18 protein-coding genes are annotated in these 23333 nt (G+C 65.7%); 12 read left to right on the top strand and 6 right to left on the bottom strand.

From position 1 onward, the window contains the following. The first annotated feature begins 12 nt into the window (after positions 1-12). The 9 genes from hisS (at position 13) to DNA98_RS09445 (ending at position 9972) form a co-directional block, all read left to right on the top strand. Positions 13-1287, top strand: coding sequence for a histidine--tRNA ligase (hisS, locus tag DNA98_RS09485; protein ID WP_110529618.1), 1275 nt, complete (start codon positions 13-15; stop codon positions 1285-1287). Positions 1288-1319: 32 nt separating this feature from the next. Further along, entirely contained in the window at positions 1320-1682 is a 363-nt protein-coding gene (locus DNA98_RS09480) for a DUF4870 domain-containing protein (RefSeq protein WP_110529615.1), read from the top strand. Between the two features lie 111 nt (positions 1683-1793). Then, positions 1794-2954: a carbohydrate ABC transporter permease gene (locus DNA98_RS09475; protein WP_165364078.1), complete on the top strand. Its 1161-nt coding sequence runs from the start codon at positions 1794-1796 to the stop codon at positions 2952-2954. Beyond that, positions 2944-4164, top strand: coding sequence for a carbohydrate ABC transporter permease (locus DNA98_RS09470; protein ID WP_110529609.1), 1221 nt, complete (start codon positions 2944-2946; stop codon positions 4162-4164). Before DNA98_RS09475 ends, DNA98_RS09470 begins: the two co-directional genes overlap by 11 nt. A gap of 99 nt (positions 4165-4263) precedes the next feature. After that, positions 4264-5529: an ABC transporter substrate-binding protein gene (locus DNA98_RS09465; RefSeq protein ID WP_110529606.1), complete on the top strand. Its 1266-nt coding sequence runs from the start codon at positions 4264-4266 to the stop codon at positions 5527-5529. A gap of 167 nt (positions 5530-5696) precedes the next feature. After that, positions 5697-6689: a type I glyceraldehyde-3-phosphate dehydrogenase gene (gap, locus tag DNA98_RS09460; protein ID WP_110529603.1), complete on the top strand. Its 993-nt coding sequence runs from the start codon at positions 5697-5699 to the stop codon at positions 6687-6689. Between the two features lie 58 nt (positions 6690-6747). Then, the gene (pgk, locus tag DNA98_RS09455) at positions 6748-7935 is read left to right on the top strand and encodes a phosphoglycerate kinase (RefSeq protein ID WP_110529600.1); all 1188 of its coding nucleotides are present in this window, start codon (positions 6748-6750) and stop codon (positions 7933-7935) included. Positions 7936-8071: 136 nt separating this feature from the next. Then, positions 8072-8824 (top strand): triose-phosphate isomerase, encoded by a 753-nt coding sequence (gene tpiA / locus DNA98_RS09450; RefSeq protein ID WP_110529597.1) that lies wholly within the window; start codon positions 8072-8074, stop codon positions 8822-8824. 23 nt (positions 8825-8847) lie between these two features. Then, positions 8848-9972, top strand: coding sequence for a pyridoxal phosphate-dependent aminotransferase (locus DNA98_RS09445; protein ID WP_110529595.1), 1125 nt, complete (start codon positions 8848-8850; stop codon positions 9970-9972). A 94-nt stretch (positions 9973-10066) separates the two neighbouring features. Here the strand turns inward: DNA98_RS09445 and DNA98_RS09440 are convergent, their stop codons facing one another. Continuing rightward, positions 10067-10534 carry an Hsp20/alpha crystallin family protein gene (locus DNA98_RS09440; RefSeq protein ID WP_110529592.1) on the bottom strand — a complete coding sequence of 156 codons (468 nt, stop codon included), beginning with the start codon at positions 10532-10534 and terminating at the stop codon, positions 10067-10069. Positions 10535-10665: 131 nt separating this feature from the next. On the opposite strand from DNA98_RS09440, the gene pdhA reads away from it, so the two are divergent. Genes pdhA through paaZ form a run of 3 tightly spaced genes read left to right on the top strand, consistent with a single transcriptional unit; the run spans position 10666 to position 14781 of the window. Beyond that, positions 10666-11703 (top strand): pyruvate dehydrogenase (acetyl-transferring) E1 component subunit alpha, encoded by a 1038-nt coding sequence (pdhA, locus tag DNA98_RS09435; RefSeq protein ID WP_110529589.1) that lies wholly within the window; start codon positions 10666-10668, stop codon positions 11701-11703. Next, complete coding sequence (locus DNA98_RS09430) at positions 11700-12698, top strand: alpha-ketoacid dehydrogenase subunit beta (protein WP_110529587.1); 999 nt, start codon at positions 11700-11702, stop codon at positions 12696-12698. The genes pdhA and DNA98_RS09430 overlap by 4 nt, the downstream gene beginning before the upstream one ends. A gap of 43 nt (positions 12699-12741) precedes the next feature. Further along, positions 12742-14781: a phenylacetic acid degradation bifunctional protein PaaZ gene (gene paaZ / locus DNA98_RS09425; protein ID WP_110529584.1), complete on the top strand. Its 2040-nt coding sequence runs from the start codon at positions 12742-12744 to the stop codon at positions 14779-14781. On the opposite strand, the gene DNA98_RS09420 is transcribed toward paaZ, so the two are convergent. Genes DNA98_RS09420 through DNA98_RS18080 form a run of 5 tightly spaced genes read right to left on the bottom strand, consistent with a single transcriptional unit; the run spans position 14771 to position 23319 of the window. Next, a complete protein-coding gene (locus DNA98_RS09420; protein ID WP_110529581.1) occupies positions 14771-15562 on the bottom strand; it encodes a response regulator in 792 nt (263 codons plus the stop codon). The two genes, paaZ and DNA98_RS09420, sit on opposite strands and share 11 nt — an antisense overlap. Positions 15563-15566: 4 nt before the next feature. Then, positions 15567-16298, bottom strand: coding sequence for a DUF4388 domain-containing protein (locus tag DNA98_RS09415; protein WP_110529578.1), 732 nt, complete (start codon positions 16296-16298; stop codon positions 15567-15569). 1 nt (position 16299) lies between these two features. Further along, a complete protein-coding gene (locus tag DNA98_RS09410) occupies positions 16300-19086 on the bottom strand; it encodes a response regulator (protein WP_110529575.1) in 2787 nt (928 codons plus the stop codon). Positions 19087-19095: 9 nt separating this feature from the next. Then, positions 19096-20994 (bottom strand): methyl-accepting chemotaxis protein, encoded by a 1899-nt coding sequence (locus DNA98_RS09405; protein ID WP_233493167.1) that lies wholly within the window; start codon positions 20992-20994, stop codon positions 19096-19098. A 54-nt stretch (positions 20995-21048) separates the two neighbouring features. Next, positions 21049-23319, bottom strand: coding sequence for a methyl-accepting chemotaxis protein (locus tag DNA98_RS18080; protein WP_233493166.1), 2271 nt, complete (start codon positions 23317-23319; stop codon positions 21049-21051). Positions 23320-23333 lie beyond the last annotated feature (14 nt).

Below are 23333 nucleotides of genomic sequence, written 5' to 3'. Positions count from 1 at the left end.
AGTGAGGACCGCATGCTGAAGTCCGTACCCGGAACCAACGACATTTTCTCCCAGCGCAAGGAATACGCCTTCCGTGAGCCGGTGTTTCGCCACATCGTCGAGACCGCCCAAAAAGTGCTGGCCTCGAGCGGCGCTCAGCCCATCCACACCCCCATCTTCGAGTACGCCGAGGTCTTCCAAAAGGGCGTGGGCCTGACCTCAGACATCGTGGTCAAGAAGGAGATGTACGTCTTCGAGGACCGCGGCGAGCGTCTGCTGGCGTTGCGCCCCGAGCCCACCGCCTCCATGGTGCGGGCCTACAACGAGCACGGGATGAAGGTCTGGCCCCAGCCGGTGCGGCTTTTCACCTGGGGCCCGATCTTTCGAGCCGAACGCCACCAGAAAGGCCGCTACAAGCAGTTTCACCAGGTGGACTACGAAGCCCTGGGCTCGGCGGATCCCTTGGTAGACGCCGAGAGCATCGCCTTGATGGTCAAGATCTACCGCGAGCTGGGGCTGCGGGGGCTCGAGGTCAAGCTGGGCTCGGTGGGTGATCCGGAGGACCGCTCGCGCTACAACGCCTACCTGCGCGAGCTTTTCCGCCCACACGCGAAGCGGCTGAGCCAGGACTCCCAGGCGCGGCTCGAGAGCAACCCCATGCGCATCCTCGACTCCAAGGACCCAGGGGACCAGGCGTTGCTGCAAGAGCTCGAGGTCAGGCCGATGCTCGAGTTTTTGGGATCGGAGTCCTCGGCTTTTCACCAGGCGGTGCAGCGGTACCTCGAGGGGCTCGGGATCCCCTTCCAGGTGGACCCGAGCCTCGTACGAGGTCTGGACTACTACGTACGCACGGCCTGGGAGGTGCACCACGCCCGGATTGGGGCCAAGTCGGCCCTGGGCGGAGGCGGGCGCTACGACGGGCTCTCGGAGATGCTGGGGGGGCCCCGGGTTCCGGGGGTGGGCTTTGGTATCGGGATCGAGCGGGTGGCGATCGCGCTCGAGGAGGAGGGGGTGGCTATCCCACCCGACCCCTCCCCTGACCTCTATCTGGCCCCGCTGGACGAGGCCGCCAAGGGCGAGGCGCTCTCCCTGGCCGAACGGCTGCGCCCGAAATTCCGGGTGGAGATCGGCTATAGCGTCAAGAAGGTGGGAAAGGCGCTCGAGGAGGCCCTAAAACGCGGAGCCCGCTACGCCGGTTTTTTAGGCGAAGCCGAGCGGCAAAAAGGCGTGGTGGCGCTCAAACACCTCGCCTCGGGCGAGCAGCGCGAGGTGCGCTGGGAGGCGCTCGAGGAAGCCCTCCCCCGTTGATTTCCGAGGGATCGGTAGCTAGGCTAGGGTAGATGGAACCTCCCTCCCCGAGCGAATCTGACCGCACCTGGGCCGCGGTAGCCCACTTGGCCCCCTTGGTGGGCTACCTCTTCCTCATCGGACAGATCCTCCTACCCCTGGCGATCCTCCTTTGGGGCCCCAAAAGCGCTTTCGTGCAATCCCATGCCAAAGAATCCCTGAACGGCCAGATCAGCTATACCATTTACGGGCTAGTCCTACTCCTCCTCGCCTTCACCATCGTGGGGGTGGTGATCGCGCTGCCTTTGGGACTGCTCCTGCTGGTGCTGGCGCTATGGAACATGGTTATGGGCGCGCTGGCGGCAGGACGCTGGGAGAGGTACAGCTACGCCCTTATCCTGCGCCTAGTGCCCTGACCCAACCTGGGGGTTCACGGTTTGGCCAGGGGGCACCGCGCAGCTTCTCCCGGCAACCGCCCCGCGCTCTTGCTCGGGGCGGCGGTGCTGCTGACGTTGCTCCGGTTAGGAATGGCGCTCGAGCTGCTCCCCGGTGGGGCGTATGCTCTGGGGGCGGCGCTGCTCGTGGGGGCGGGGCTCGAGGCCGCGCTGAAGGCCTTCCGCCCAGGCCTACTCCCAGGGCTGGTCCTGTTGGGTGTAGGGACCGGGCTGGGGTACAGCCTCTTTCCCGGGGTGTTGCTGGCGTTGGTCAGCGTGGGGGTCTGTTACCTGGTTTGGTCCCCCTCGATGTCCGAGCGTGAGCAGGCGGCTTTCTGGGGCTGGTTGCTGGTGTGGCCCTCGGTGGGGCTGCTTTTGGTCTGGCAAATCGCACCCAGCCTGTATGCCCTGTGGCTGTCGTTGCTGGACCGGTTTAACTTCATCGGCCGGAGCAAGTTTGCCGGGCTCCTCAACTACGAGATCTTGCTCACCCGCGATCCCCTGTTCTGGAAGGCCGTGGGCAACACCGTGTGGTTCGTGGTTTTCACCGTTCCCCTAGGGATCTTGCTGGCGACCTTGGTGGCCGTCTTGCTCAACGAGAAGCTGCGCGGGCAGGGGCTCTTCCGCACGCTGTACTTCCTGCCTTACGTCACCGCGCTCACCGTCGCGGCGGCGGTGTGGGAGTGGATCTACAACCCCCACTTTGGCTTCCTCAACTGGCTTTTGGGCACGCCGGGCTTGGACTGGCTTTCCATGCCGCAGGGAATCTTCGCCTTGGCCTTGGCCCCCTTGGGCATCAAGCTGCAAGGCTTCTGGGCCGGCCCTAGCGTGGCCTTTATGGCCATCATGGTGATGAGCCTGTGGCACCTGTTGGGCTACCAGGTGGTGGTGATCCTGGCCGGGCTACAGAACATCCCCAAGGAGTACTACGAGGCCGCCCAACTCGACGGGGCCAGCTGGTGGCAACAGCAGCGCTACATCACCTGGCCGCTGCTCTCCCCTACCACCTTTTTCCTGGCCACCTTGGGGTTGATCGGCGCTTTCCAAGTCTTTACCCAAGTGCTCATCATGACGCCCACCGGAGGGGTTTTGCAGGACACCCTGACCATCGCTTTGTACCTGTATAACAAAGGGTTTCGTGACTCGGATTTCTCCTACGCCAGCGCCATCGCGGTGGTGGTATTCGCGGTTATATTGGCCCTGACGGTAGTGCAGCAGCGCGTCCTGGAGCGGCGGGTGACGTATGAGGCTTGAATTCCGCGCTGTCTTGGCGCGCTTTCTGGTCTATGCGGTTTTATCTGCAGGCGCGGTGGTGATGGCCTTTCCCTTTTACTGGATGCTGGTGACCAGCCTCAAAAGCCCGCAGGAGGCCCAACAAACCCAACCCATCTGGATTCCCGAGCGGCTCAAGCCGGCCAACTGGAGGGCCGCCGCCCGGCTGGGGGCCCAGGGCGGCAGCGCTCTCTGGGGGGGATATGGGGCCGGTCGGACGGTCATCTTGCGGATCTACACCGGGGTACAAGGACAAAAACCCCAGGTGAGCATCCCCACCGCCCTGGGGGCCTTCTCCGACCCCCGGGCCGAGGGCACCTCAATCCGTACCCGCTACGCCGAGGGTTACTGGGAGATCTCGTTCACCAACACCTCGAGCCAGTCCTTTCGTCTGCTGCCGGTGGTGGTGTCGATCTCCAAAAGCTACCCCGGCTACCGGCCCGAGCTGCCCCCCGACGCGGTGCGCTCGAGCGGGGATGACTGGCGGCTGGAGTGGGTCAACGTGGCCCCGGGAGCCCTGGGGTACATCTTCCACAACTACCGCGAGGCCTGGAGCGCGGCTCCCTTCGGGCGGTATTTTTTCAACAGCTTCTTCACCGCAGGAACCCAGGTGCTGGTGGGGCTTCTGCTGGCGGCGATGGCCGCTTTTGCCCTGGCGCGTATTGCCTTTCCCGGCAAGGGCGTGGTGTGGCTTTTGATCCTGGCGACTTTGATGATCCCCGGTGAGGTGCTGTTGATCCCTAACTACATCTTGCTCTCGAGGTTGGGGTGGATCAACACCTACTATGCCCTGATCGTGCCCTGGCTGGCTTCGGTGTTTGGGATCTTCTTGTTGCGGCAGTTTTACCTCTCCCTGCCCAACGACCTCTTTGACGCCGCACGGATCGACGGGGCGAGTTACTGGACCCAGCTGGTGCGCCTGGCCTTGCCGCTATCGCTGCCCGGCCTGGTGACCTACGGCATCTTCACGTTTTTGGGGGCCTATAACGCCCTGCTGTGGCCCCTGATCGTGACCGATAAACCCGAGATGTACACCATCCAGCGGGGGCTGCAGGTATTCATCGGGGAAGCCGGAAGCGACTACGGGGCTTTGATGGCGGCTTCTACGCTCTCGATTCTGCCCATCGTGGTGGGATATTTTTTCGCCCAAAAGCAGTTTGTCCAAGGCGTTGCGCGAAGCGGGATCAAGTAGGGTTTGACAGGGGTGCCCGGAGGTAGCGTAGACTTGACCGTGCGCTGACAGCGTTGTGGGGATATACAGGTTGTGGCTTCACGCCCGAAAGGAGACTCTATGCGCATCAGAGCTACAATCGCTGCCTTGGCCGTGCTGGGCCTGAGCCTGGGGCTGGCCCAGCCGAAACCCGAAGACGTGATCAAGGGCCAGTGCGAGAAGGCCGGGGTAGTGGCCGAGCTGTGGCATGGCTTCACCGGGGGGGCCCCTAAAACCGCCCTTGAGAACCTGGTGGTGGAGTTCAACAAGACCCAAAACGGCCAGGCGTGCGTGCGGCCCATCTCGCAAGGCAACTACCGCGACCTCTCCACCAAGATCAAGGCGGCCTTTGCCAGCGGGAAAGTGCCGGTGATGGCGCAGGCTTTTGAGAACAATATGGCCCTTTACCTCGAGTCCGATGCCCTGGTGCCCATTTCGGCGCTGGGGGTAGAGCTCAAGGGGGTCAACCCGCTCTTCGTAAACGCGGTCACCTTCAACAAGCAGGTCTATGGGGTGCCGTTCAACAAGAGCATCCAGATCCTCTACTACAACCGCGACCTGCTCAAGAAGTACGGCGCCAAGGTCCCCGTCACCATCGCCGAGTTCGTGGCCACCGCCAAGCAGATCTCGCAGGGGGAAAAGGCCCCGGTCTACTTCTTTCAACCGGATACTTCAACCTTTTCCTACTGGTTCTTCACGCTGGGGGGCAGCTACCTGCAAAACGGCAAGCTGGTGCTCAACTCACCCAAGGCGCTCGAGGCGCTCGAGCTGTTGGTGCAAGGCGTCAAGGACGGCTGGGCACGACCCATTACCAATGGCTTTATCAACGCCAACTTCGGGGTGGGGCCCTTCGCTTTCTCCACCGACACCTCCGCCGGCTACAGCTTCTATCTCCAGGCCGCCAAGTTCGACGTAGGCGTGGCGACCCTGCCGGGCCGGACCAACCGACAACCCGGCTTTGGGCTGGTGCAGGGCACCAACCTGGTGGTCTTCAAGGGGGCTGACGAAAGAGAGAAGAAAATCGCTGCCGACTTCCTCAGGTTCGTCATCTCCCCCAAAGCGCAGGCGGTGTTCGGGGTAGCTACCAACTACGTGCCGGTCAACCTGGGCTCGGGGGTTGACCCCTTGGTGACCCGCTACACCAAGGAGAACCCGGCCTTCGGTGTCGCCATTACTCAGGCCCGCTACGCCAAGTTTGAACCAGCCCTCTCCGATTGGGAGCAGATTCGCTTCGACATCCTGGGGCAGGCCATCAAAGAGGCGGTGCTGGGCCAGACGCCGCCCAAGGCTGCGCTGGACAAAGCACAGAAGGCGGCGGAGGACCTGTTGGCTGGTCGGACCCGCTAGGCTCGAGGCCGGCTCCTCCGGCCTCTTCTTTGCTCGGGTATATGTGATTATTTTCACGATACAACCAGCTCGTGAAAAAAAGCCCCGCTTGGTATGCCACCGCGACAACTCCAGGCCAAACGCGCTATAGTGGGCTTCGGCTGGAATTGGTTCCACAGGAGGAGCACATGAGAGTAGCCATCAACGGATTCGGGCGCATCGGGCGGCAGGTTTTCCGTATCCTCGAGGAGCGCGGGGTGGAGGTCGTGGGGATCAACGACCTCTCCGACAACGCCATCTTGGCCCACCTGTTCAAGTACGACTCCAACTACGGCCGCTTCCCCGGAACGGTCAGCTACGACGAGCAGCACCTGGTAGTCAATGGCAAGGCCATCCGGGTCTACGAGGAGAAGGATCCCGCCGCGCTGCCTTGGGGGGAGATCGGGGCGGACATCGTGATCGAGTCCACGGGCCGCTTCACCAAGCTCGAGGCTGCCGAAGCCCACCTCAAGGCGGGGGCCAAAAAGGTGATCATCAGCGCTCCCGGCAAGGGCGATATGCTCACGGTGGTGATGGGGGTCAACGAGCACATGTACGACCCCGCCAAGCACCACGTGATCTCCAACGCCAGTTGCACCACCAACGGCTTAGCCCCGGTCGCCAAGGTGCTAAACGACAAGTTTGGCATCGAAAAGGGGATCCTCACCACCGTCCACGCCTACACCGCCAGCCAGAGCCTGGTGGACGCGGTGAAGGACGACCCCCGCGACGCCCGGGCGGCTGCGCTCAACATCGTCCCTTCCGAAACCGGCGCGGCCAAGGCGGTGGGGCTGGTAATCCCCGAGCTCAAGGGCAAGTTCTCCGGGATGGCCTTCCGCGTTCCCACCAGCACGGTATCGGTGGTGGACTTCACGGCAGTTTTGCACCGCGAAGCCAGCAAGGAAGAGATCAACGCCGCCATGAAGGAGGCCGCCGAGGGTCCCCTAAAGGGCATCCTGGCCTACACCGAGGAACCGCTGGTCTCCTCCGACCTCAAGGGCGACCCCCACTCCTCCATCTTCAGCGCCCTCGACACGTTGGTGATCGGCAATATGGTCAAGGTGGTGAGCTGGTATGACAACGAGTGGGGCTACTCCTGCCGGGTAGCCGACCTGGCCCAGTACATAGGCAAGCGGCTGTAAACTTTTACCGGATGGCCGGGAGGGGGGCACGTCCCCTCCCGCCAGTTTGGGGTAATCTATGCGAACACTCAAAGATTTGAACGCCGCCGGCAAACGCGTGCTGGTACGGGTAGATTACAATGTCCCCCTCAAAGAGGGCCAGGTCAAAGACGATACCCGGATAACCGCCAGCCTGCCCACCTTGCGATACCTGCTCGAGCAGGGCGCGACCCTGGTGCTTCTGAGCCATCTGGGAAGGCCCAAGGGCGGCTTCGAGGAGGCCAGCAGCCTGGCGCCCGTGGCCAAGGCTCTGGAAACCCACCTGGGCCACCCCGTCCGCTTCATCGGCGGGAACCCCGAGCTGACCCCGGCTTCGGAAGCCACGCTCGAGCAGGTCGGGTCCCTCCCCCAAGGTTCGGTAGCCCTCCTCGAGAATGTGCGCTTCGAACCAGGCGAGGAGAAGAACGACGAAGCCCTGGCGCAGAAGTACGCCCGGCTAGGCGAGGCCTTCGTGCTCGATGCTTTCGGCTCGGCCCACCGGGCCCACGCCTCGGTGACCGGGGTGGCTAAATTTTTGCCCAGCTACGCTGGGTTTTTGATGGAGCGGGAGGTCAACAGCCTCAAGAAACTTCTCGAGCACCCTGAAAAGCCTTACTGGGTGGTGCTGGGCGGGGCCAAGGTCTCGGACAAGATCGGGGTGATCGAGAACCTGCTGCCGCGGGTGAACGGGATGCTGATCGGTGGGGCCATGGCCTTCACCTTCATCAAGGCCCAGGGCGGGCAGGTGGGCAGCTCGTTGGTGGAAGACGACAAGCTCGAGCTAGCCCGCAACCTTCTACAAAAAGCCCAGGGCTTAGGTGTGAGGCTCCTGCTCCCCACCGACGTGGTAGCGGCGCAGAAGATCGAGCCGGGGGCTGAACAGCGGATCTTCCCAGCCGGCCAGATCCCCGAGGGCTGGATGGGCCTGGATATCGGCCCGAAGACCCGCGAAGCCTTCGCCCAGGCCTTGCAAGGGGCCAAAACGGTGCTCTGGAACGGCCCCATGGGGGTCTTCGAGGTGGAGGACTTCGCCGCGGGAACCCTAGCGGTGGGCCAAGCCATCGCCGACTTGCCGGGGGCGTTCACGGTGATCGGCGGGGGCGACTCGGTCGCGGCGGCCAACAAGCTGGGCGTAGCCGAGAAGTTTAGCCACGTCTCTACCGGGGGCGGGGCCAGCCTGGAGCTGCTCGAGCTGGGTACCTTGCCCGGCATCGAGGCGTTGTCGTAAGTGCGCCGACCCGCCAAACGTCGTACGTCAAACGAAAGGGAATCTACCCCCGCGTTTAGCGTCTGGCGTATTACGTATGGCGTACGGACGTATACCCACCCCTCCCCTGCTAGGGGAGGGAGCACCAGGAGGCTCTATGCGTAAAACCCTAGTTGCAGGCAACTGGAAAATGCACAAAACCCCCAGCGAGGCCAGGGCCTGGTTTGAGGGGTTGCTGCACCGACTCTCCCCTGGCCCGGCAGAGCCCGCGCTGATGGTCCCCTTCCCCGCGCTCCCAGTAGCTCAGGAGATCCTGGCGGGTCGGGGCGTAGCCTACGGAGCCCAGGACGTCTCGGCCCACCCCGAGGGGGCCTACACCGGGGAGGTCTCGGCCCGGATGCTCGAGGATCTGGGCTGTAGCTACACCCTCGTGGGCCACTCCGAGCGGCGACAGTACCACGAGGAATCCGACGCTGTGGTGGCGCAGAAGGCCAAGCGCCTGCTCGAGCACGGCATCACCCCCATCCTCTGCGTGGGCGAGCCCATCGCGGTGCGCGAGGCGGGCGATGCGGTGGCCTATACGCTTTCCCAGCTCGAGGGCAGCCTGGAGGGGGTCGAGCCGGGCTCCCCCGATCGCTTGGTCATCGCTTACGAACCGGTCTGGGCTATCGGAACCGGGAAAACGGCCACGCCGGAGGACGCGGAGGCCATGCACAAAGAGATCCGGGGCTGGCTGGCAAGGCGTTTCAGCCCGGACTTTGCCGAACAGGTGCGGGTGCTCTACGGGGGCTCGGTCAAGCCGGACAACGCCGCGGACCTTTTCCGCCAACCCAACATCGACGGGGGGCTTGTAGGGGGAGCGAGTCTGCAGCTCGACGACTACCTAAAGCTCCTCGAGGCCGCCAGGTAAGCCCCGCGGCGTAGACTGGACGTATGCCCGCTGAGCTTCACCCTCGTACCCAGCTCTCCCAGGAGAGCATCTTCTCGCGCATGAGCCGCCTGGCCCAGCAGTTCGGCGCGGTAAACCTGGGGCAGGGGTTTCCTTCAGACCCACCTCCGGCCTTTTTGCTCGAGGCCGCCCGCCGGGCCATCGGCGTGGTAGACCAGTACACCCCCCCGATCGGCCTGCCCCGCTTGCGCGAAGCGCTGGCGGAGGACCTGGACGTCTCCCCCGAGGACGTGGTGGTGACGGCTGGGGCCACCGAGGCCCTCCACGCCCTAGCCGAGGCCCTGTACGGCCCGGGGGACGAGGTGGTGATGCTGGAGCCTTACTTCGACGTGTACATCCCCCAAGCCCGGCTCGCCGGGGCCACCCCGGTGCTGGTGCCGATGCGGCTCGAGGGGGGCTGGCGGATAGATTTCTCCGCCCTTGCGGCGGCCATCACCCCCCGCAGCAAAGCCATCTTGCTCAACAACCCCTATAACCCCACCGGGGCGGTCTTCCCGCGCGAAGATCTAGAACGCATCGTGGCCCTGGCCCGCCAACACGACCTATGGATCGTAAGCGACGAGGTCTACGACGAACTCTACTTCGAGGAAGCCCCCACCCCGCTACGCCGGCTAGCCCCTGAGCGGACCTTCACCGTGGGCTCGGCAGGGAAGCGGCTCGAGGCCACCGGCTACCGGGTGGGCTGGATCGCGACCCCCCCCGGGCTAGCCCCCCTGATTGCGGGGATGCGCCAGTGGTCGAGCTTCTGTTCCCCGGCCCCGCTGCAAGCTGCCGTCGCCGAAGCCCTGCCCATCGCCAGAAAGGAAGGTTTTTACCAGGCGCTGCGCTCGAGCTACCGCTCCCGGCGCGACCTGCTGGCCAGGGGGCTCGAGGGGATGGGCGTTCAGGTTTTCATACCGCAGGGCACCTATTTCCTCACCGCCAAGATCCCTGGGGTTGAGGCGGAGAGCTTGGTGCGCGAGGCTCGGGTCGCAATCATCCCCGCCGCCGCTTTCTATCAAGATCATCCTGCCCCCGAGGGGCTTTTCCGGCTGGCTTTTTGCAAGAGGCCCGAAGAGATCGAGCTGGGCCTGGAGCGGCTGGAGGATTACCTATCGGCGATGCGCTAGCTAGTGACTTTATTCACGATAAAATATGCTCGTGAACGGTTTACCTAAAAACCGCGCGGGCGGCTACTTGGCCGCCCCGCGCCAGATGCCCCGCTTATTCGGCCTTCACGGCGATCCTGCGGGCCTTAGCCTCGGAGGTCTTGGGCATGGAAATCCGCAGCAGGCCATTTTGCACGGTAGCCTGCACCTTATCCGCCTCCACCCCCGCGGGCAGGGTTAGGGTGCGGCTAAAAGACCCGCGCGGAATGCCCTGGAGCCAGTAGCGCCGCTCTTCAGCGGCGGCCGGGTTGAAGTTGCCTCGGATGGTGAGTTGACGGCCCTCGAGGCTGATGTCCAGGTCGTCTTTGCTAAGGCCGGGAACCGCCATCTCGAGCACCACCTCCTCCCCCGTCTCGTAGAGGTCTACCGGGTAACTGTCAACCCAGCGCCCGAAGGAGGAGGCCACTTCCCTCCACAGCCGATCAAACTCGCTAAAGAGATCACTGAAGCCGCCGACGTTGGCTAGGTTCCAGCTCCTGTAAGGCACCGGTTGATCGTTGGTCCTGCGCATGATGTCCAACATAGCCGACACCTCCTTTCAGGTATTTTTTGGGGTCGAAGGGCACAGGGTCTTTCGACCCCGCAATCCAAGTATATAAAACCTGAGTGTGGTTATGTCAAGTCTTCCCTCGAAGAACGGGCTAAACTATCGGTGTGGAAATCATACGCTACTTAGAAGACGACGGTACCCCGCAAAGAGACCTTCCTTTCCTCCCGGAGGAGCTGCTGTTGGGCTACCGAGCCCTGCGGCGGGCCCGGCACTTTGACGAACGCGCGCTGGTGCTCCAGCGGCAAGGGCGGCTGGGGGTGTACCCGCCCTTTCGCGGCCAGGAAGCAGCACAGGTAGGGGTGGCGCTGTGCTTGGAGCCCGCGCGCGACTGGCTGCTGCCGAGCTACCGCGAGACGGCGGCGGCCATCACCTTTGGGATGCCCCTGAGCAAGCTCATCCTGAGCTGGCGGGCCGACCCCGCCGGCTGGGGTGCCCCGCCCGAGGTGAACATGGTGCAGTTCTACATCCCCATCGCCACCCAGGTGCCCCAGGCCGCGGGAGTGGCCCACGCCCTCAGGCTGCAGGGTAAGGAGGCGGTGGCGGCGGTGTTCATCGGGGATGGCGGAACCTCGGAGGGCGATTTTCACGAAGGGCTCAACTTCGCCTCGGTCTTCGACGCGCCGCTATTGGTGGTGGTGCAGAACAACGGCTGGGCCATCAGCGTGCCGACCCAGAAGCAGATGAAGGTTCAGCGCATCGCGCTGAAGGCCCAGGGCTACGGCATCCCCGGCGTGACGGTAGACGGCAACGACCTGGTGGCGGTCTGGGCGGTGGCCCGCGAGGCTGTGGCCCGGGCCCGCGCCGGGGAAGGCCCCACCCTGATCGAGGCCCTGACCTACCGGGTAGCCCCCCATACCTCCTCCGACGATCCGGGACGCTACCGCAGCGAGGACGAGGCCGAAGCCTGGAAGAAGCGCGACCCTATCGATCGGATGCGGGGTTGCCTGGTGCACTTGGGGCTGTGGGACGACGAGAAGGAGAAAGCACTCGAGGAAGAGCTCGAGGCCGAGTTCCTGGCCGCGGTGGAAGAGGCCGACCGGGTTTCCGAACCCAGGCCCTGGGAGATCGTCGAGCAGGTCTACGCCGAGCTGCAGCCCGACCAGCGGGCGGCGTGGAACTACCTGCACGGAGGTGAGGCATGATCGCCGAGCGCGGCACCCGGGTGATCAACCTGGTCCAGGCGGTAAACGAGGCGCTGGACTTAGCCCTCGAGCGCGACCCACGGGTGGTGCTCTTCGGCGAGGACGTGGGCAGGATGGGCGGGGTGTTCCGGGCCTCCGACGGCCTGCAACCTAAGTACGGCGAGCGGCGGGTCTTCGACACCCCGCTGGCCGAGAGCGCCATCGTGGGCTTCGCCATCGGTATGGCCATGGCCGGGCTGCGCCCGGTGGCCGAGATCCAGTTCGCGGGCTTCCTCTACCCCGCCCTAGACCAGATCCTCTCGCACCTGGGGCGCATGCGCCACCGCACGCGGGGTCGCTTCACCATCCCGCTGGTGATCCGCGCGCCTTACGGCGGTGGGGTCAAGACCCCCGAGCAGCACGCCGACAGCCCCGAGGCCATCCTCTGCCACGTCCCCGGGGTCAAGGTGGTCATCCCCAGCAGTCCCGAACGGGCCAAGGGCTTGCTGCTCGCGGCCATCGAAGACCCCGACCCGGTGTTCTTCCTCGAGGCCATCAAGCTCTACCGCGGGGTAAAGGCCGAGGTGCCCGAGGGCTACTACACCCTACCCCTCGGCAAGGCCCGCGTGGTGCGCGAGGGGAGCGCGGCGAGCCTGATCGCCTACGGCGGCATGGTCGAGGTGTGCCAGAAGGCCGCCGAGGTGGCCGCACGCGAAGGGGTGGAGCTCGAGGTCATCGACGTGGAAACCCTGGTCCCGCTCGACACCCCCACGCTGGTGGAGTCGGTGGCCAAGACGGGCCGGGCCGTGGTGGTCTACGAGGCCATGCGCACCGGCGGCTTCGGCGCGGAGATCGCCGCCCGCCTGGCCGAGGAGGCCCTGGATTACCTTCAGGCCCCCGTCGTCCGCGTGGCCGGCTGGGACGCGCCCTACCCACCGTTCAGCGCGGTGGAACACTACTACCGGCCCGACGTCAAGCGGGTGCTCGAGGCGGTGCGCAGGGTGTTGAGCCACTGAGCGGGTTTGCAGCTTCTAACGGGCGTTCGTTAGAATCGGGAGCATGAAGCTAGCCAGTTACGCCTATGGGCAGTGGGTCACCGGAAGCGATGGAGGGACCGAGGTTCGGGAGGCCGTCTACGGCGAACCTGTAGCCTACGTAAGCAGCACGGGGCTGGACTTCGGCGCGATGGTGCGCTACGCCCGCGAGGTGGGTGGACCTAACCTGCGCCGCTACACCTTTCACGAGCGAGCCGCGATGCTGCGGGCTCTAGCGCAGTACCTCATGGAGCGCAAGGAGAGCTTCTACGCCCTCTCCTTCAAGACCGGCGCCACCCGCAAGGACGGCTGGATCGATATCGAGGGGGGGATCGGGACCTTCTTCTCCTACTCCAGCCTGGCCCGACGCGAGCTGCCCAACGAGAATTTCCTCCTCGAGGACGAGGTGCAGCAGATCTCCAAGGCCGGGACCTTCCTGGGGCGGCACATCCTGGTGCCCCGCGAGGGCGTGGCAGTGCACATCAACGCCTTCAACTTCCCCGTGTGGGGGATGCTCGAGAAGCTGGCCCCCGGCCTCATCGCCGGGGTGCCCGCCATCGTCAAGCCGGCCACCCAGACCGCCTACCTCACCGAAGCCGTTTTTCGCGCCATGATCGACTCGGGCATCCTGCCCGAGGGGGCCATCCAGCTCATCTGCGGCGGCACCGGCGACCTGCTGGACCACCTCGGCGAGCAGGACCTGGTGACCTTCACCGGCTCGGCCTCCACCGGGCGCAAGCTCAAGGCCCACCCCAACCTGGTGGCCCACTCGGTGCCCTTCAACCTCGAGGCCGACAGCCTCAACTGCTCGATCCTGGGAAAGAGCGTGGAACCCGGCGACCCCGAGTTCGAGCTCTTCGTGCGCGAGGTGGCGAACGAGATGACCGTCAAGGCCGGGCAGAAGTGCACCGCCATCCGGCGGGTGATCGTGCCCGCCGAGCAGGTGGAGGCGGTGATCGCGGCCCTCAAAGAGCGCCTGGCCAGGATCGCCATCGGCGATCCCCGCCGCGAAGAGGTGGGGATGGGCCCCCTGGTGAGCCCCGCCCAGCGCGAGGAGGTGGGGGAGCGCGTGGGCGAGCTGCGCCGGAGTTGTGAGGTGGTGCTCGAGCCCCCCCTCGAGCTCCGGGGCGGCGACCCCGAGAAGGGCGGCTTCATGAGCCCCCGGCTGTTGTACTGCGACCAGCCCCTAAAGGCCCGCGAGCCCCACGAGGTCGAGGCTTTCGGCCCGGTGGCCACGGTGATGCCCTACCGCAGCCTCGACGAGGCCATCGAGCTGGCCAAGATGGGCCGGGGCAGCCTGGCGGGTTCCATCGTCACCTACGACCGCGCCGAGGCCCGCGCCCTGTTCTTCGGCTGCGCCAGCTCGCACGGACGCCTCTTGATCCTCAACCGGGAGAATGCCAAGGAGAGCACCGGGCACGGCTCTCCCCTGCCCCAGCTCATCCACGGCGGGCCGGGCCGGGCCGGGGCGGGCGAGGAGATGGGCGGGGTGCGCGGCATCAAGCACTTCATGCAGCGCAGCGCCATCCAAGCCGACCCCACCACCTTGAGCTTCATCTCGGGCGAGTACGTGCGCGGGGCCCAAACCTACAGCGACGGAATCCACCCCTTCCGCAAATACTTCGAGGAGCTGCAAATCGGCGAGAGCTTCCTCACCCACCGCCGCACCGTCACCGAGGCCGATATCGTCCACTTCGCGGGGGTCAGCGGGGACTACTTCTATGCCCACGTGGACGAGCTCGGGGCCAAGGACTCGATCTTCGGCAAGCGCGTGGCCCACGGCTACTTCCTGATCTCGGCGGCGGCGGGCCTCTTCGTGAGTCCAGCCCCAGGGCCGGTGCTGGCCAACTACGGCCTCGAGAGGCTGCGCTTTATCGAACCGGTGGGCATCGGCGACACCATCCAAGCCCGCCTGACGGTCAAGAGCAAGACCAAAAAAGACCCCAAGCCCGGCGAGCGCCCGACGGGGGTGGTGACTTGGGCGGTGGAAATCACCAACCAGGAGGGCAAGACCGTGGCCCTGTACGAGATCCTTACCCTGGTGGAGCGGCGGCCTAGCGGCTGAGGGCCCCCGGCTGGGCCACGACCTTCTGCACCAGGTAGCGCACCGTGCCGGGGAGGGTGGCGCTTTGCACGAGGAGGACCAAGTAGCTCTCCTCATTAAACTTGGCCACAAAGAGGCTGTGACCCCGGTACTCGAGCGAGACCCCTTGCAACCCTTCTCCACCGAGGTGCTCGCCTAAGGCCCCGGCGATCGAAGCCAGGGTGCGAACATAGGTAGCGACCACGCCGGGGTCGACCGGGGTCTGGCCGACCTGGCCCAGCACTTCGGCCTTTCGGCTCACCAGGAGGGCGGCTCCGACCTCGGGCTTCTCCAGAAAAGGCCGGAGATATTCCTCCGGAGAGGAGCGACCGGGGGCGGGCTCGAGGCGGGTGGGGTTCGACCTCGCAGGCTCGGGAGCCACCGGAGCTGCGGGGGCGATCCTGGCCAGCGCGGCTTCCACCCGGGGCAACAGGTCTTCCGGGGTGAAGGGCTTGCGCACCACCGAGAACGCCCCGGCTTCCTCGGCCTGGCGCAGCACCGCGGCGTCTACGATCCCCGAGATGAGGATCACCGGGACGTGGCCGTACACCGGGTTTCTGCGGATGAGTTCGCACAGGTCGAAGCCGGAGAGGCCCGGCATGATCACGTCGGCGATGATCAGGTCGGGTTTGTCATGGGTGATCTGCTCGAGGGCCTGCTCGGCGGAATTCGCCGTGGAAACCACCAGAGCTTTGGGGGCCAGGATGCGCTCGAGGGCCTTACGCACGCTGACGCTGTCGTCAACGACCAGGACTTTAGGCATTCATCTACCTCCGCAGGGACTCGTCAAGTTGGGTCACCACCCGCAAGAGTATGTTCTGAATCGGCTCGTGAAGAGTACGGGGAATGGCCTCCAGTTCAGCGGGTGGCTTACGGGCGAAGCTAAAGGTGCCCACGCCGCTCTGGGTGGCGAAGAAAATTTCCTGGAGGGCCGCGACCCCCGATTGGCTGCCGAACTCCACGTGAAAGGGCTTGCCCTCAAGGAAGTGTACCCGGGCCTGACCCCCACTAAAATTCATCTCCAAACAGCCCGACTCGCCCATCCCGGTGAGCCAGTCCAAAAGCTGAAAAGCCGCCCCGGGGGCTACCTTGCCGTTGTACCAGGACTCCTCCAAGGCGCTGTTGTGCTCCTTGGAGGCGGTCAGGGTAGCCGGTTCGGGAAGCCCTAAAAGGTGGCAGGCCGTCTGCACCACCCCCTTTGGGCTCGAGGTGAGGCGCAACAGGGCATCGGCTTTAGGATGGGGGCCGGTGGGGTCCTGCACCAACAGCATGAACTTGACCACCCGCAGCAGAGGGTCCTCGCGAACGATCTCCAGCAGCTCGGCACCGGCGAGGTCCTCGGTGGCCTCGGCGCACACGATGAGGTGGGGACGATCCCGTTCGATCAGGGTCAAAGCGTACAGTCCGCTCGCCGTATGACGCACGTCAAAATCGGCCTCGGCGAAAGCTTCGGCTAGGGGCTCACTGTACTGGGCAGGCATCACCACCAAGGCTTTCACCCTACACCTCGGCGCGTTTCTTGACGGTAGAGAGGAGGCTTTTGAGCTTGACTTCCTCCAGCGGCTTGGTCAGGTAGCCGCTGGCGCCCAGTTCGCTGGCCAAAGCTTGGTGTTTTTCGCCCGCCCGCGAGGTGAGCACAAAGACCGGGGTCTCGCGCAAATCAGGGCGGCGACGCACTTCGTCCAGCAGTTCAAAACCGTTCACGCGCGGCATCTCCAGATCCGTGATGACCACATCGTAACGGTTATCTTGCAAAAGTTCCAGGGCCTCATAGCCGTCGCCAGCGGTGTGTACCCGGTGGCCCCAGCGGGTGAGCATCTGCCCCACCACCCGGCGGATCGAGAGCGAGTCGTCCGCCAGGAGGATCTTCAGGCCGCGCTCGAGGGGAGTCGAGGTCGATCCGGCCATCGCAGCGCTCCAGCGGGGGGCCTCTACGCGGCGCAGGCCGCCCGGGTTGAGCACCACGATCACCCGTCCCTCGGCGGAGATGGTAGCCCCGGCCAGGTGCGGTAGGCTACCGACCGGCTCGTCAAGCGACTTTACCACGGTCTGCTCGAGGCCCAAAAAAGCATCCACCCCTAAAGCTAAGCGCCCCTCCCCGGCCTCCACGATGGCAAAAGAGCGCCGTGGCCCTTGCGGAAGCGGGCGGCCGAGCAGTTCGTGCAAGTAGAGGATGGGCACCGCTTGGCCCTCGAACTCCAAGGCCGGGTGGCCGTCCCGCTCTAGCAAATCTTGGGCCCGCACCGTACGCAGGGTGCGCAGGGATTCCCCCGGTATGGCCAGCAGCTCCTTTCCCACCTCTACCATCAGCACATCGGAGACGATGAGGCTCAGCGGGACCCGCAAACGGAACAGGGTCCCCAAGCCCGGCTCAGTCTGGACGACGATGTCGCCTTTGAGTCGGCGCAGGTTGGTCAGCACCACATCCATTCCCACTCCACGCCCGGCCTGGCGGGTGACGGTCTCGCTGGTGGAAAGACCCGGCAAGAAGATCAGCTCCACCGCCTGCTCAGGGGTGAGGCTTTGGACTTCTTCGGGGCGGCGCAGCCCCTGAAGCACCGCCTGGCGCTTGACCGCCTCCAGGTCAATCCCCCGTCCATCGTCTTGAACCTCGACGTAGACGAAGCTGCCGCGCTGGAAAGTGCGCACCACCACCCGGCCCTCTGGGCCCTTGCCCTGGGCCAGCCGAACCTCCGGGCTCTCGATACCGTGAGCGATGGCGTTGTTGACCAGGTGAACCAGGGGGTCCGCCAGCCCCTCGAGGACCAGGTTGTCCACCTCCACCAGTTCGCCGGAGAGCTCCAGCCGCACCTGTTTGCCTTCGCTCTGACGCACGATGCGCTTGAGGCGCTGGTAGAGGCGACCCATCGGCACCAGCCGCATCCGGCCCACCTCGCCGCGCAGGTCGCGGGTGAGCTTTTTCAGGGTCTCCGATTCGCGCTTGAACGAACGAGCGAGCTGGCCGAGCTGCCCCTTGAGCTCGCCCAGGTCGGCGCTCATCTCGGCTATGCTGCGGGCCAGGATCGAAAGGTCGTCGTAACGGTCGAACTCCAGCTCGGAGAAGAGCTCAGCGAGGCTGAGCCCGCTCGAGAGCGTGAGCGCAGGCCGCGCCCCGTCTTGGGGTCTGGCCTCCGAGGACGCCAGGCGGGGGTTGAGGTAGCGGGCCTCGAACTCCGCGGCGGTGCGCTGGAAACGGGCCTGGCTTACCTCCAGGGTATGGCTCGCCTCCTCGAGCTGGGCGGCGAGCCGCTCCAGCCGGGCCCGGCTTACGATGGCGTCGCTGGCCAGGTTCATCAGGGCTTCCAGGCGCTGGAGGCTGACCCGCACCGTAGAGCGAGGCACAGGCGCCGGGGAGACTTGCCCCTGCGCCACAGGTTCGCTGGTCCCCGGCGGGGAGGGGGCTGCCCCTTCGCTCCACACCCCTCCCAAGAGGCGATGGGCCTCTTCGAGCGCCGGCATGAGCGGGGTCTCCCGGCCTTCAGCGGCGCTCAGCATCAGGCCCAGGGTGTCCGAGCCCTGGAGAATCACCCGGGCCACCGCCGCGTCCCAGGGGCGCGAACCCTCGCGGACCTCCACCAGCAGATCCTCCAGGCGGTGGGCCAAGGTCCCTATGGGGGTACAGCCTACCGAGTAAGCCGCCCCCTTGATGGTGTGCATGGAGCGGAAGAGGGCGGTGAGGTGCTCGGCCGCTCCGCCTGAGGCCAAGAGGGCTTCGGTAGCAGCGTGAATGGCCTCGAGGTGCTCGCTCACCTCGGGAGCGAAGTACTCCCAAACCTCAGGGTTCTCGAGGCGAAACCGGCGCAGCTGGGCCGGGATGTCATGCAACCCCGTGCCGCCGTAGTCCTTGGGCTGATCGCCGTCCGCCTGGCCCGCCAAGCTGGCGGGGCGAAAAGCGGTAGGGTTGGCCTCCAGCAAGTCCAGCAGCACCCCGGCCCCCCCGGCCTGACCCAGGGCCAACCCCACCTCGCCCTCCTCGCCGGAGCTGGCGATGCGCTCGAGGGCCTCGGAGAGGCACGCCGCCGCGAGCCGCGAGAACTCAGCGGCCTTTTCGCGCTGGAAGGCGGTAAAGGAGGGGGCCCGCTCGAAGATCCGCTCGAGCAAGCCGCCCAGTTGCGATACCTCAGAGAAACCATACAGCCCCGCTGAACCCTTGAGGCGGTGGGCCATCACCACCAGGGGTTGGGGGTCTTGGGCTAGGAGGGCAGGCGCCTGCTCGAGGGTAGATACCGCTTCCCAAGCCTCTCCCAGGAAGCTTTCCAGCATATCGGGGGTGGGTAGGGTCCTCATGGTGCGACCTCACGCGGGCAGGCGGAAGCGCTCCAGGCTCTGGGTTAGCCCCTGGGCCAAGCGGCTCAGCTCCTCGGCGGCCTGGCGGCCTTTCAAGCTTTGGGCCTGGGTCTGCTGGGCGGTGGCGGCGATGGACTGCACCGCCTGGCTCACCTGCTCGACCTGCCTCACCTGCTGCTGGGTGGTGCTGGAGATGGCCTGTACCAAGCGGGCTACCTGGTTGGCCAGCTCAGCGATTTCCCTAAGGCGTTCCCCCGCGCGCGTCGCTACCGCGTAGCGGGCGTCCACCTCCTGGGCGCTGCTCTCCACCCGCTCCACCAGGGTCTGAATCTCGTTCTGCACGCTACGAATCAACAAACCCACCTGCTTGGCCGCCCGCGCCGAGTCGTCGGCCAGCTTCCGTACCGAGTCGGCCACCACCGCGAAGCGGGCCCCGGCCTCGCCCGCCCCGGCGGCCTCGAGCGAGGCGCCCAAAGCCAAGAGGTTGGTCTGGGAGGCGAACCCCGAGATGGTCTTGTTGACCTCAGCGATCTGCTTGGAGCGCTCGGAGAGCTCCTTCATGCTCTGGGCCAGCTCCTGCATCTCGCGGCGGATGGCGGTAAAGCCCTCGAGGGTCTGATCCACAGCCTGTTGGCCCTGCTGCGAGGCGGTCAGGGTCTGGCCGGCGGCGATGGCGGTCTGCACAGCCCGCTGGGCCATCTGCCGGATGGACTCCGTCACGGCCAGGGTCTGGGCCTGGGCCTGCTGGCTCATCTGGGCCTGGGTCTGGGCCCCTTGCAGCACCACGTCGGTCATCTGGTTCATCAGCAAGGAACCCTGGTTGACCTTGAGGGCGGCCGAGCGCACCTCCGAGAGCAGGAAACCGAGCTCCTCCAGCACCAGGTTGATGGCGTCCACCACGCTGCCCAGCACGTCCTCGGTGACCCGCCCGCGCCGGGTCAGATCGCCTTGGGCGACTTCCATGGCCACGCTCAGGTATTCCCTGATGTTCTGCTGGAGTTGCTCCGCTTTGCGCTGCTCCTCCTGTTGCTGGGCGATAAACCGCTGGAGCTGCTCTACAGCGGTGTTGAAGGTGGCCGCTACCACGCCCACCTCGTCGCGCCCCGAGACCGCCACCCGGTGGCCGTACTCCCCGCGCTGCAGCGCCTCCGCCCCCTCGCGCAGCGCCCGCAGGCGGGGTAGGATTGCACGCAGCACCAACGCGGTAAGGATCCCGCCTAGCAACAATCCTGCTACCAAAGCCAGCCAGGAGATCATACGAGCCCGGCGGGCGTCTTGCTGCGCGGCCGCGTTGGAGATAGCGGCGAACTGCCCGTTGACCTCAATCAGGCTTTGCAGGTTTTGGCGTACTTGGGCATAGCCCTCCTCCACCTGACGGGCCAGCTCGAGGTTGAGCCGCCCCGCGCGCACCTGGTCGTACAGGCGCTGGAGCAGGGGGGCCACCGCTTGGTGCGCCTCTACGAGGGCGCGGTAGGTCTCGGTTTCCAGCTCTTGCAAATCGGTACGCCCCTGCTGGGTCAGCACCTGGGTTAGCTGGGGCCGGCGGGTACTGATCCATTCGCTGCCGTACTGCTCGATGGCGGCATCAGCCTGCTCGTCGGCCATCCGCGCCAGCTCTATCAGGGTGGACCGCTGGGTGGAGCTGGTGTTCGGATGGATCAGGGTTTGCAGGTAACGCTGCAAGTCCGCGTACTGCTTGTCGGCCTCGCTGATGGCCAAGCTAGGGACCAGGGTGGCCTGATAGAGGTTCTCCAGGTTAAGGCTCATCCGGTTCAGGCCCCAAGCCCCGGCCCCGACCAGCACCAGGCCGGTGAGCACAAACGCCGCCCCGTTGATGGCCAATTTGCCCCAAAACGGTACGTTCTCGAGCCAGCCCCCGCGCCGCGCGGCCGCGGACTTCTGCGCCACGGTCCTCGAGCGGCGCCAAGCGATCCTTTTACTCGGACGGTCCATCGTTCACCCCTAAGCCGGGAGGCGGAAGCGGGCCAGGTTGCGCGAGAGCTGCTCGGCCAGCTGGCGCAGCTGTTCGGCGGCCTGGCGGCCTTTCAGGCTTTGCTCCTGGGTCTGGCTGGCGGTAGCGGCGATGGACTGCACCGCCTGCCCCACCTGGGCGACGCGCTGGGCCTGGGTCTGGGTAGCCTGCGAGATGGCTTGCACCAACTGGGCGGACTGGGTGGTGAGTTGGGCGATCTCCTGGAGGCGCTCCCCGGCCTGGTTGGCGATGCGGTACCCCTCTTCCACCTCTTTGGTTCCCGCCTCCACGCTCGAGACCACCGCCTGGATCTCCGCCTGGATGCCTCCGATGAGGGTGGTGACGCGCTGGGCAGCCCTAGCCGAGTCTTCCGCGAGCCGGCGTACCTCCTCGGCCACGATGGCGAAGCGGGTTCCCGCCTCACCGGCCCCGGCGGCCTCGATGGCGGCGTTGAGGGCCAGGAGGTTGGTCTGGGCGGCAAAGCCGGAGATGGTCTCGATGATCTCCGAGATCTCCAAAGAGCGGTCGGAGAGGCCTTTGATCCCCTTGGAGATGTTGGACACCTCGCGGCGGATCCCCTGCATCCCCACCAGGGTGTTCTGCACCGCGGCCTGACCGGCCTGGGCGGCCTGTAAGGCGCGGCGGGCGGCTTCGGCGGTCTGGGCAGCGCGTTCGGCCATCTGCCGGATGGCGCCGGAGACCTCCACCGCCTGCCCCTGGGCCTGTTGGGCGATCTGGGCCTGCGACTGCGCCCCCTGCACGATCACCGCCGAGGTACGGACCAGCTCCCCCGCCCCCTGGTTCACCAGATCGGCGGCCTTTTGCACGTCCTTGAGCAGTCCGCCCATCTCCTCCAGCACCAGGTTGATGGCGTCCACCACGCTGCCCAGCACGTCCTCGGTGACCCGCCCGCGCCGGGTCAGGTCGCCTTGAGCGATCTCCATGGCCACGTCGAGGAATTCGCCGATGTGCTGCTGGAGCAAAGCGCTCTGCTTGAGCTGCTCGGCGTCGGCTTGGGCCTTGGCCCGCAGCTGGACCACCGTCTCGTTGAAGGTCCGGGCCAAAGTTCCCAGCTCGTCGTGAGAACGCTCTGGCACCTGCACCTCCAGGTCCCCTCCGCTCAGGCGCCGCGCCGCAAGGTAGAGGGCGTTCACCGGGCGGGTGATGCTCCGCGCCACCACCCCTACCAACAAGAAGGTCAGGGCCAGGGTCAGCAGGATGAGGGAGAGGGTGAGGAAGCGGTTGCGCTCCAGGAGGGCAAGGCGGCTCTTGAGCTCGAGGCCCAGTTGGGTCAGCACCGCGTCGTAGAGCTTGTACTGCTGCTCAAAGGAGTCGAAGGCCAGCTGAAAGAATTGCGCGCCGGTCACGGTGGCCTGGTTCACCTCGAGGATACGGCTTTTATAGGCCGAGATCATCTTGTCCACCGCGGCGGCGGTGCGGCCGCTTTGCGGCAGGAGCAGGCCCGCGGCCTTGGGCGAGGCCTGGGTGACGAACTGGATAAAGCGCGACACCCGCGCCAGGCGCTCTTCTGCGAGCGCCAAGCGCAGGCGCAGCTCGGCCTTTTGCCCCTCGTCGTTGTAGCCCCGGCTGGCTGCGGTGATCCCCAAGGTGCGCACCAGACCGGTGGCGTTGATGGCATCGGGCAGCTCTCGAATGGCCAACCGGCTCAGGTAAGCGCTGGCCTGCTCGGCGTCCACCGCGAGGCCGGAGGTGTTACCCACCGTCTCCATGAGGTTCAGGATGCCCTGGTTGATCAGGTCGTCGTGGCGCTGGGTGCTCTCTTGCGGCGAGAGCCGCTCGAGGTCCTGTAGCAGGCTCTCCCATCCCAAGCGCAGGTCGCTCAAGGCGCTCGAGGTACCAAACTCCCCCCCGTAGCGCTTATCGAGCTCCAGCAAAGCCGAGAAGTCGGCGCCAATCTTGTTGGCCAGCTCCAGACGGGGCTGACGGGCGCTGGGATCGCCCCCCAGCTCCGTAGCCGCCCGACCGCGGTGGAGCTGGATATCCTGCATGAGCTGTCGCAGCAAGGTTACGTACTCCAGGCCGCGCTTTTCCCTGAGGGTAGTTTCGATGCCCCGGTTTTGCTCCTCTACCAAAAGCCCCACCACCACCGCGATGGGTAGCACGAAGGCCAACGAGATGAGCACCAGCTTCTGCCCGATCTTGAGGTTGCCAAGCCAGTTCCCGCTCCCCGCTGGAACAACCCTGCGCCAGCGGGGAGCGCGGCGGACGGCTTGGTCTATAGCTTTCTGGGATGGAACCATATCACCCTCCTTCC

The organism is Meiothermus sp. Pnk-1 (genome assembly GCF_003226535.1).
In the GTDB taxonomy this organism is placed as follows: domain Bacteria; phylum Deinococcota; class Deinococci; order Deinococcales; family Thermaceae; genus Allomeiothermus.
The sequence above is the reverse complement of the archived record's forward strand: the minus strand, read 5'-3'. Positions and strand labels throughout refer to the sequence as shown.

Coding starts and splice junctions, on each gene's coding strand:
- hisS (WP_110529618.1), top strand. CDS start 13: ATGCTGAAGTCCGTACCCGGAACCAACGACATTTTCTCCCAGCGCAAG.
- DNA98_RS09480 (WP_110529615.1), top strand. CDS start 1,320: ATGGAACCTCCCTCCCCGAGCGAATCTGACCGCACCTGGGCCGCGGTA.
- DNA98_RS09475 (WP_165364078.1), top strand. CDS start 1,794: ATGGCGCTCGAGCTGCTCCCCGGTGGGGCGTATGCTCTGGGGGCGGCG.
- DNA98_RS09470 (WP_110529609.1), top strand. CDS start 2,944: ATGAGGCTTGAATTCCGCGCTGTCTTGGCGCGCTTTCTGGTCTATGCG.
- DNA98_RS09465 (WP_110529606.1), top strand. CDS start 4,264: ATGCGCATCAGAGCTACAATCGCTGCCTTGGCCGTGCTGGGCCTGAGC.
- gap (WP_110529603.1), top strand. CDS start 5,697: ATGAGAGTAGCCATCAACGGATTCGGGCGCATCGGGCGGCAGGTTTTC.
- pgk (WP_110529600.1), top strand. CDS start 6,748: ATGCGAACACTCAAAGATTTGAACGCCGCCGGCAAACGCGTGCTGGTA.
- tpiA (WP_110529597.1), top strand. CDS start 8,072: ATGCGTAAAACCCTAGTTGCAGGCAACTGGAAAATGCACAAAACCCCC.
- DNA98_RS09445 (WP_110529595.1), top strand. CDS start 8,848: ATGCCCGCTGAGCTTCACCCTCGTACCCAGCTCTCCCAGGAGAGCATC.
- DNA98_RS09440 (WP_110529592.1), bottom strand. CDS start 10,534: ATGTTGGACATCATGCGCAGGACCAACGATCAACCGGTGCCTTACAGG.
- DNA98_RS09430 (WP_110529587.1), top strand. CDS start 11,700: ATGATCGCCGAGCGCGGCACCCGGGTGATCAACCTGGTCCAGGCGGTA.
- paaZ (WP_110529584.1), top strand. CDS start 12,742: ATGAAGCTAGCCAGTTACGCCTATGGGCAGTGGGTCACCGGAAGCGAT.
- DNA98_RS09420 (WP_110529581.1), bottom strand. CDS start 15,562: ATGCCTAAAGTCCTGGTCGTTGACGACAGCGTCAGCGTGCGTAAGGCC.
- DNA98_RS09410 (WP_110529575.1), bottom strand. CDS start 19,086: ATGAGGACCCTACCCACCCCCGATATGCTGGAAAGCTTCCTGGGAGAG.
- DNA98_RS18080 (WP_233493166.1), bottom strand. CDS start 23,319: ATGGTTCCATCCCAGAAAGCTATAGACCAAGCCGTCCGCCGCGCTCCC.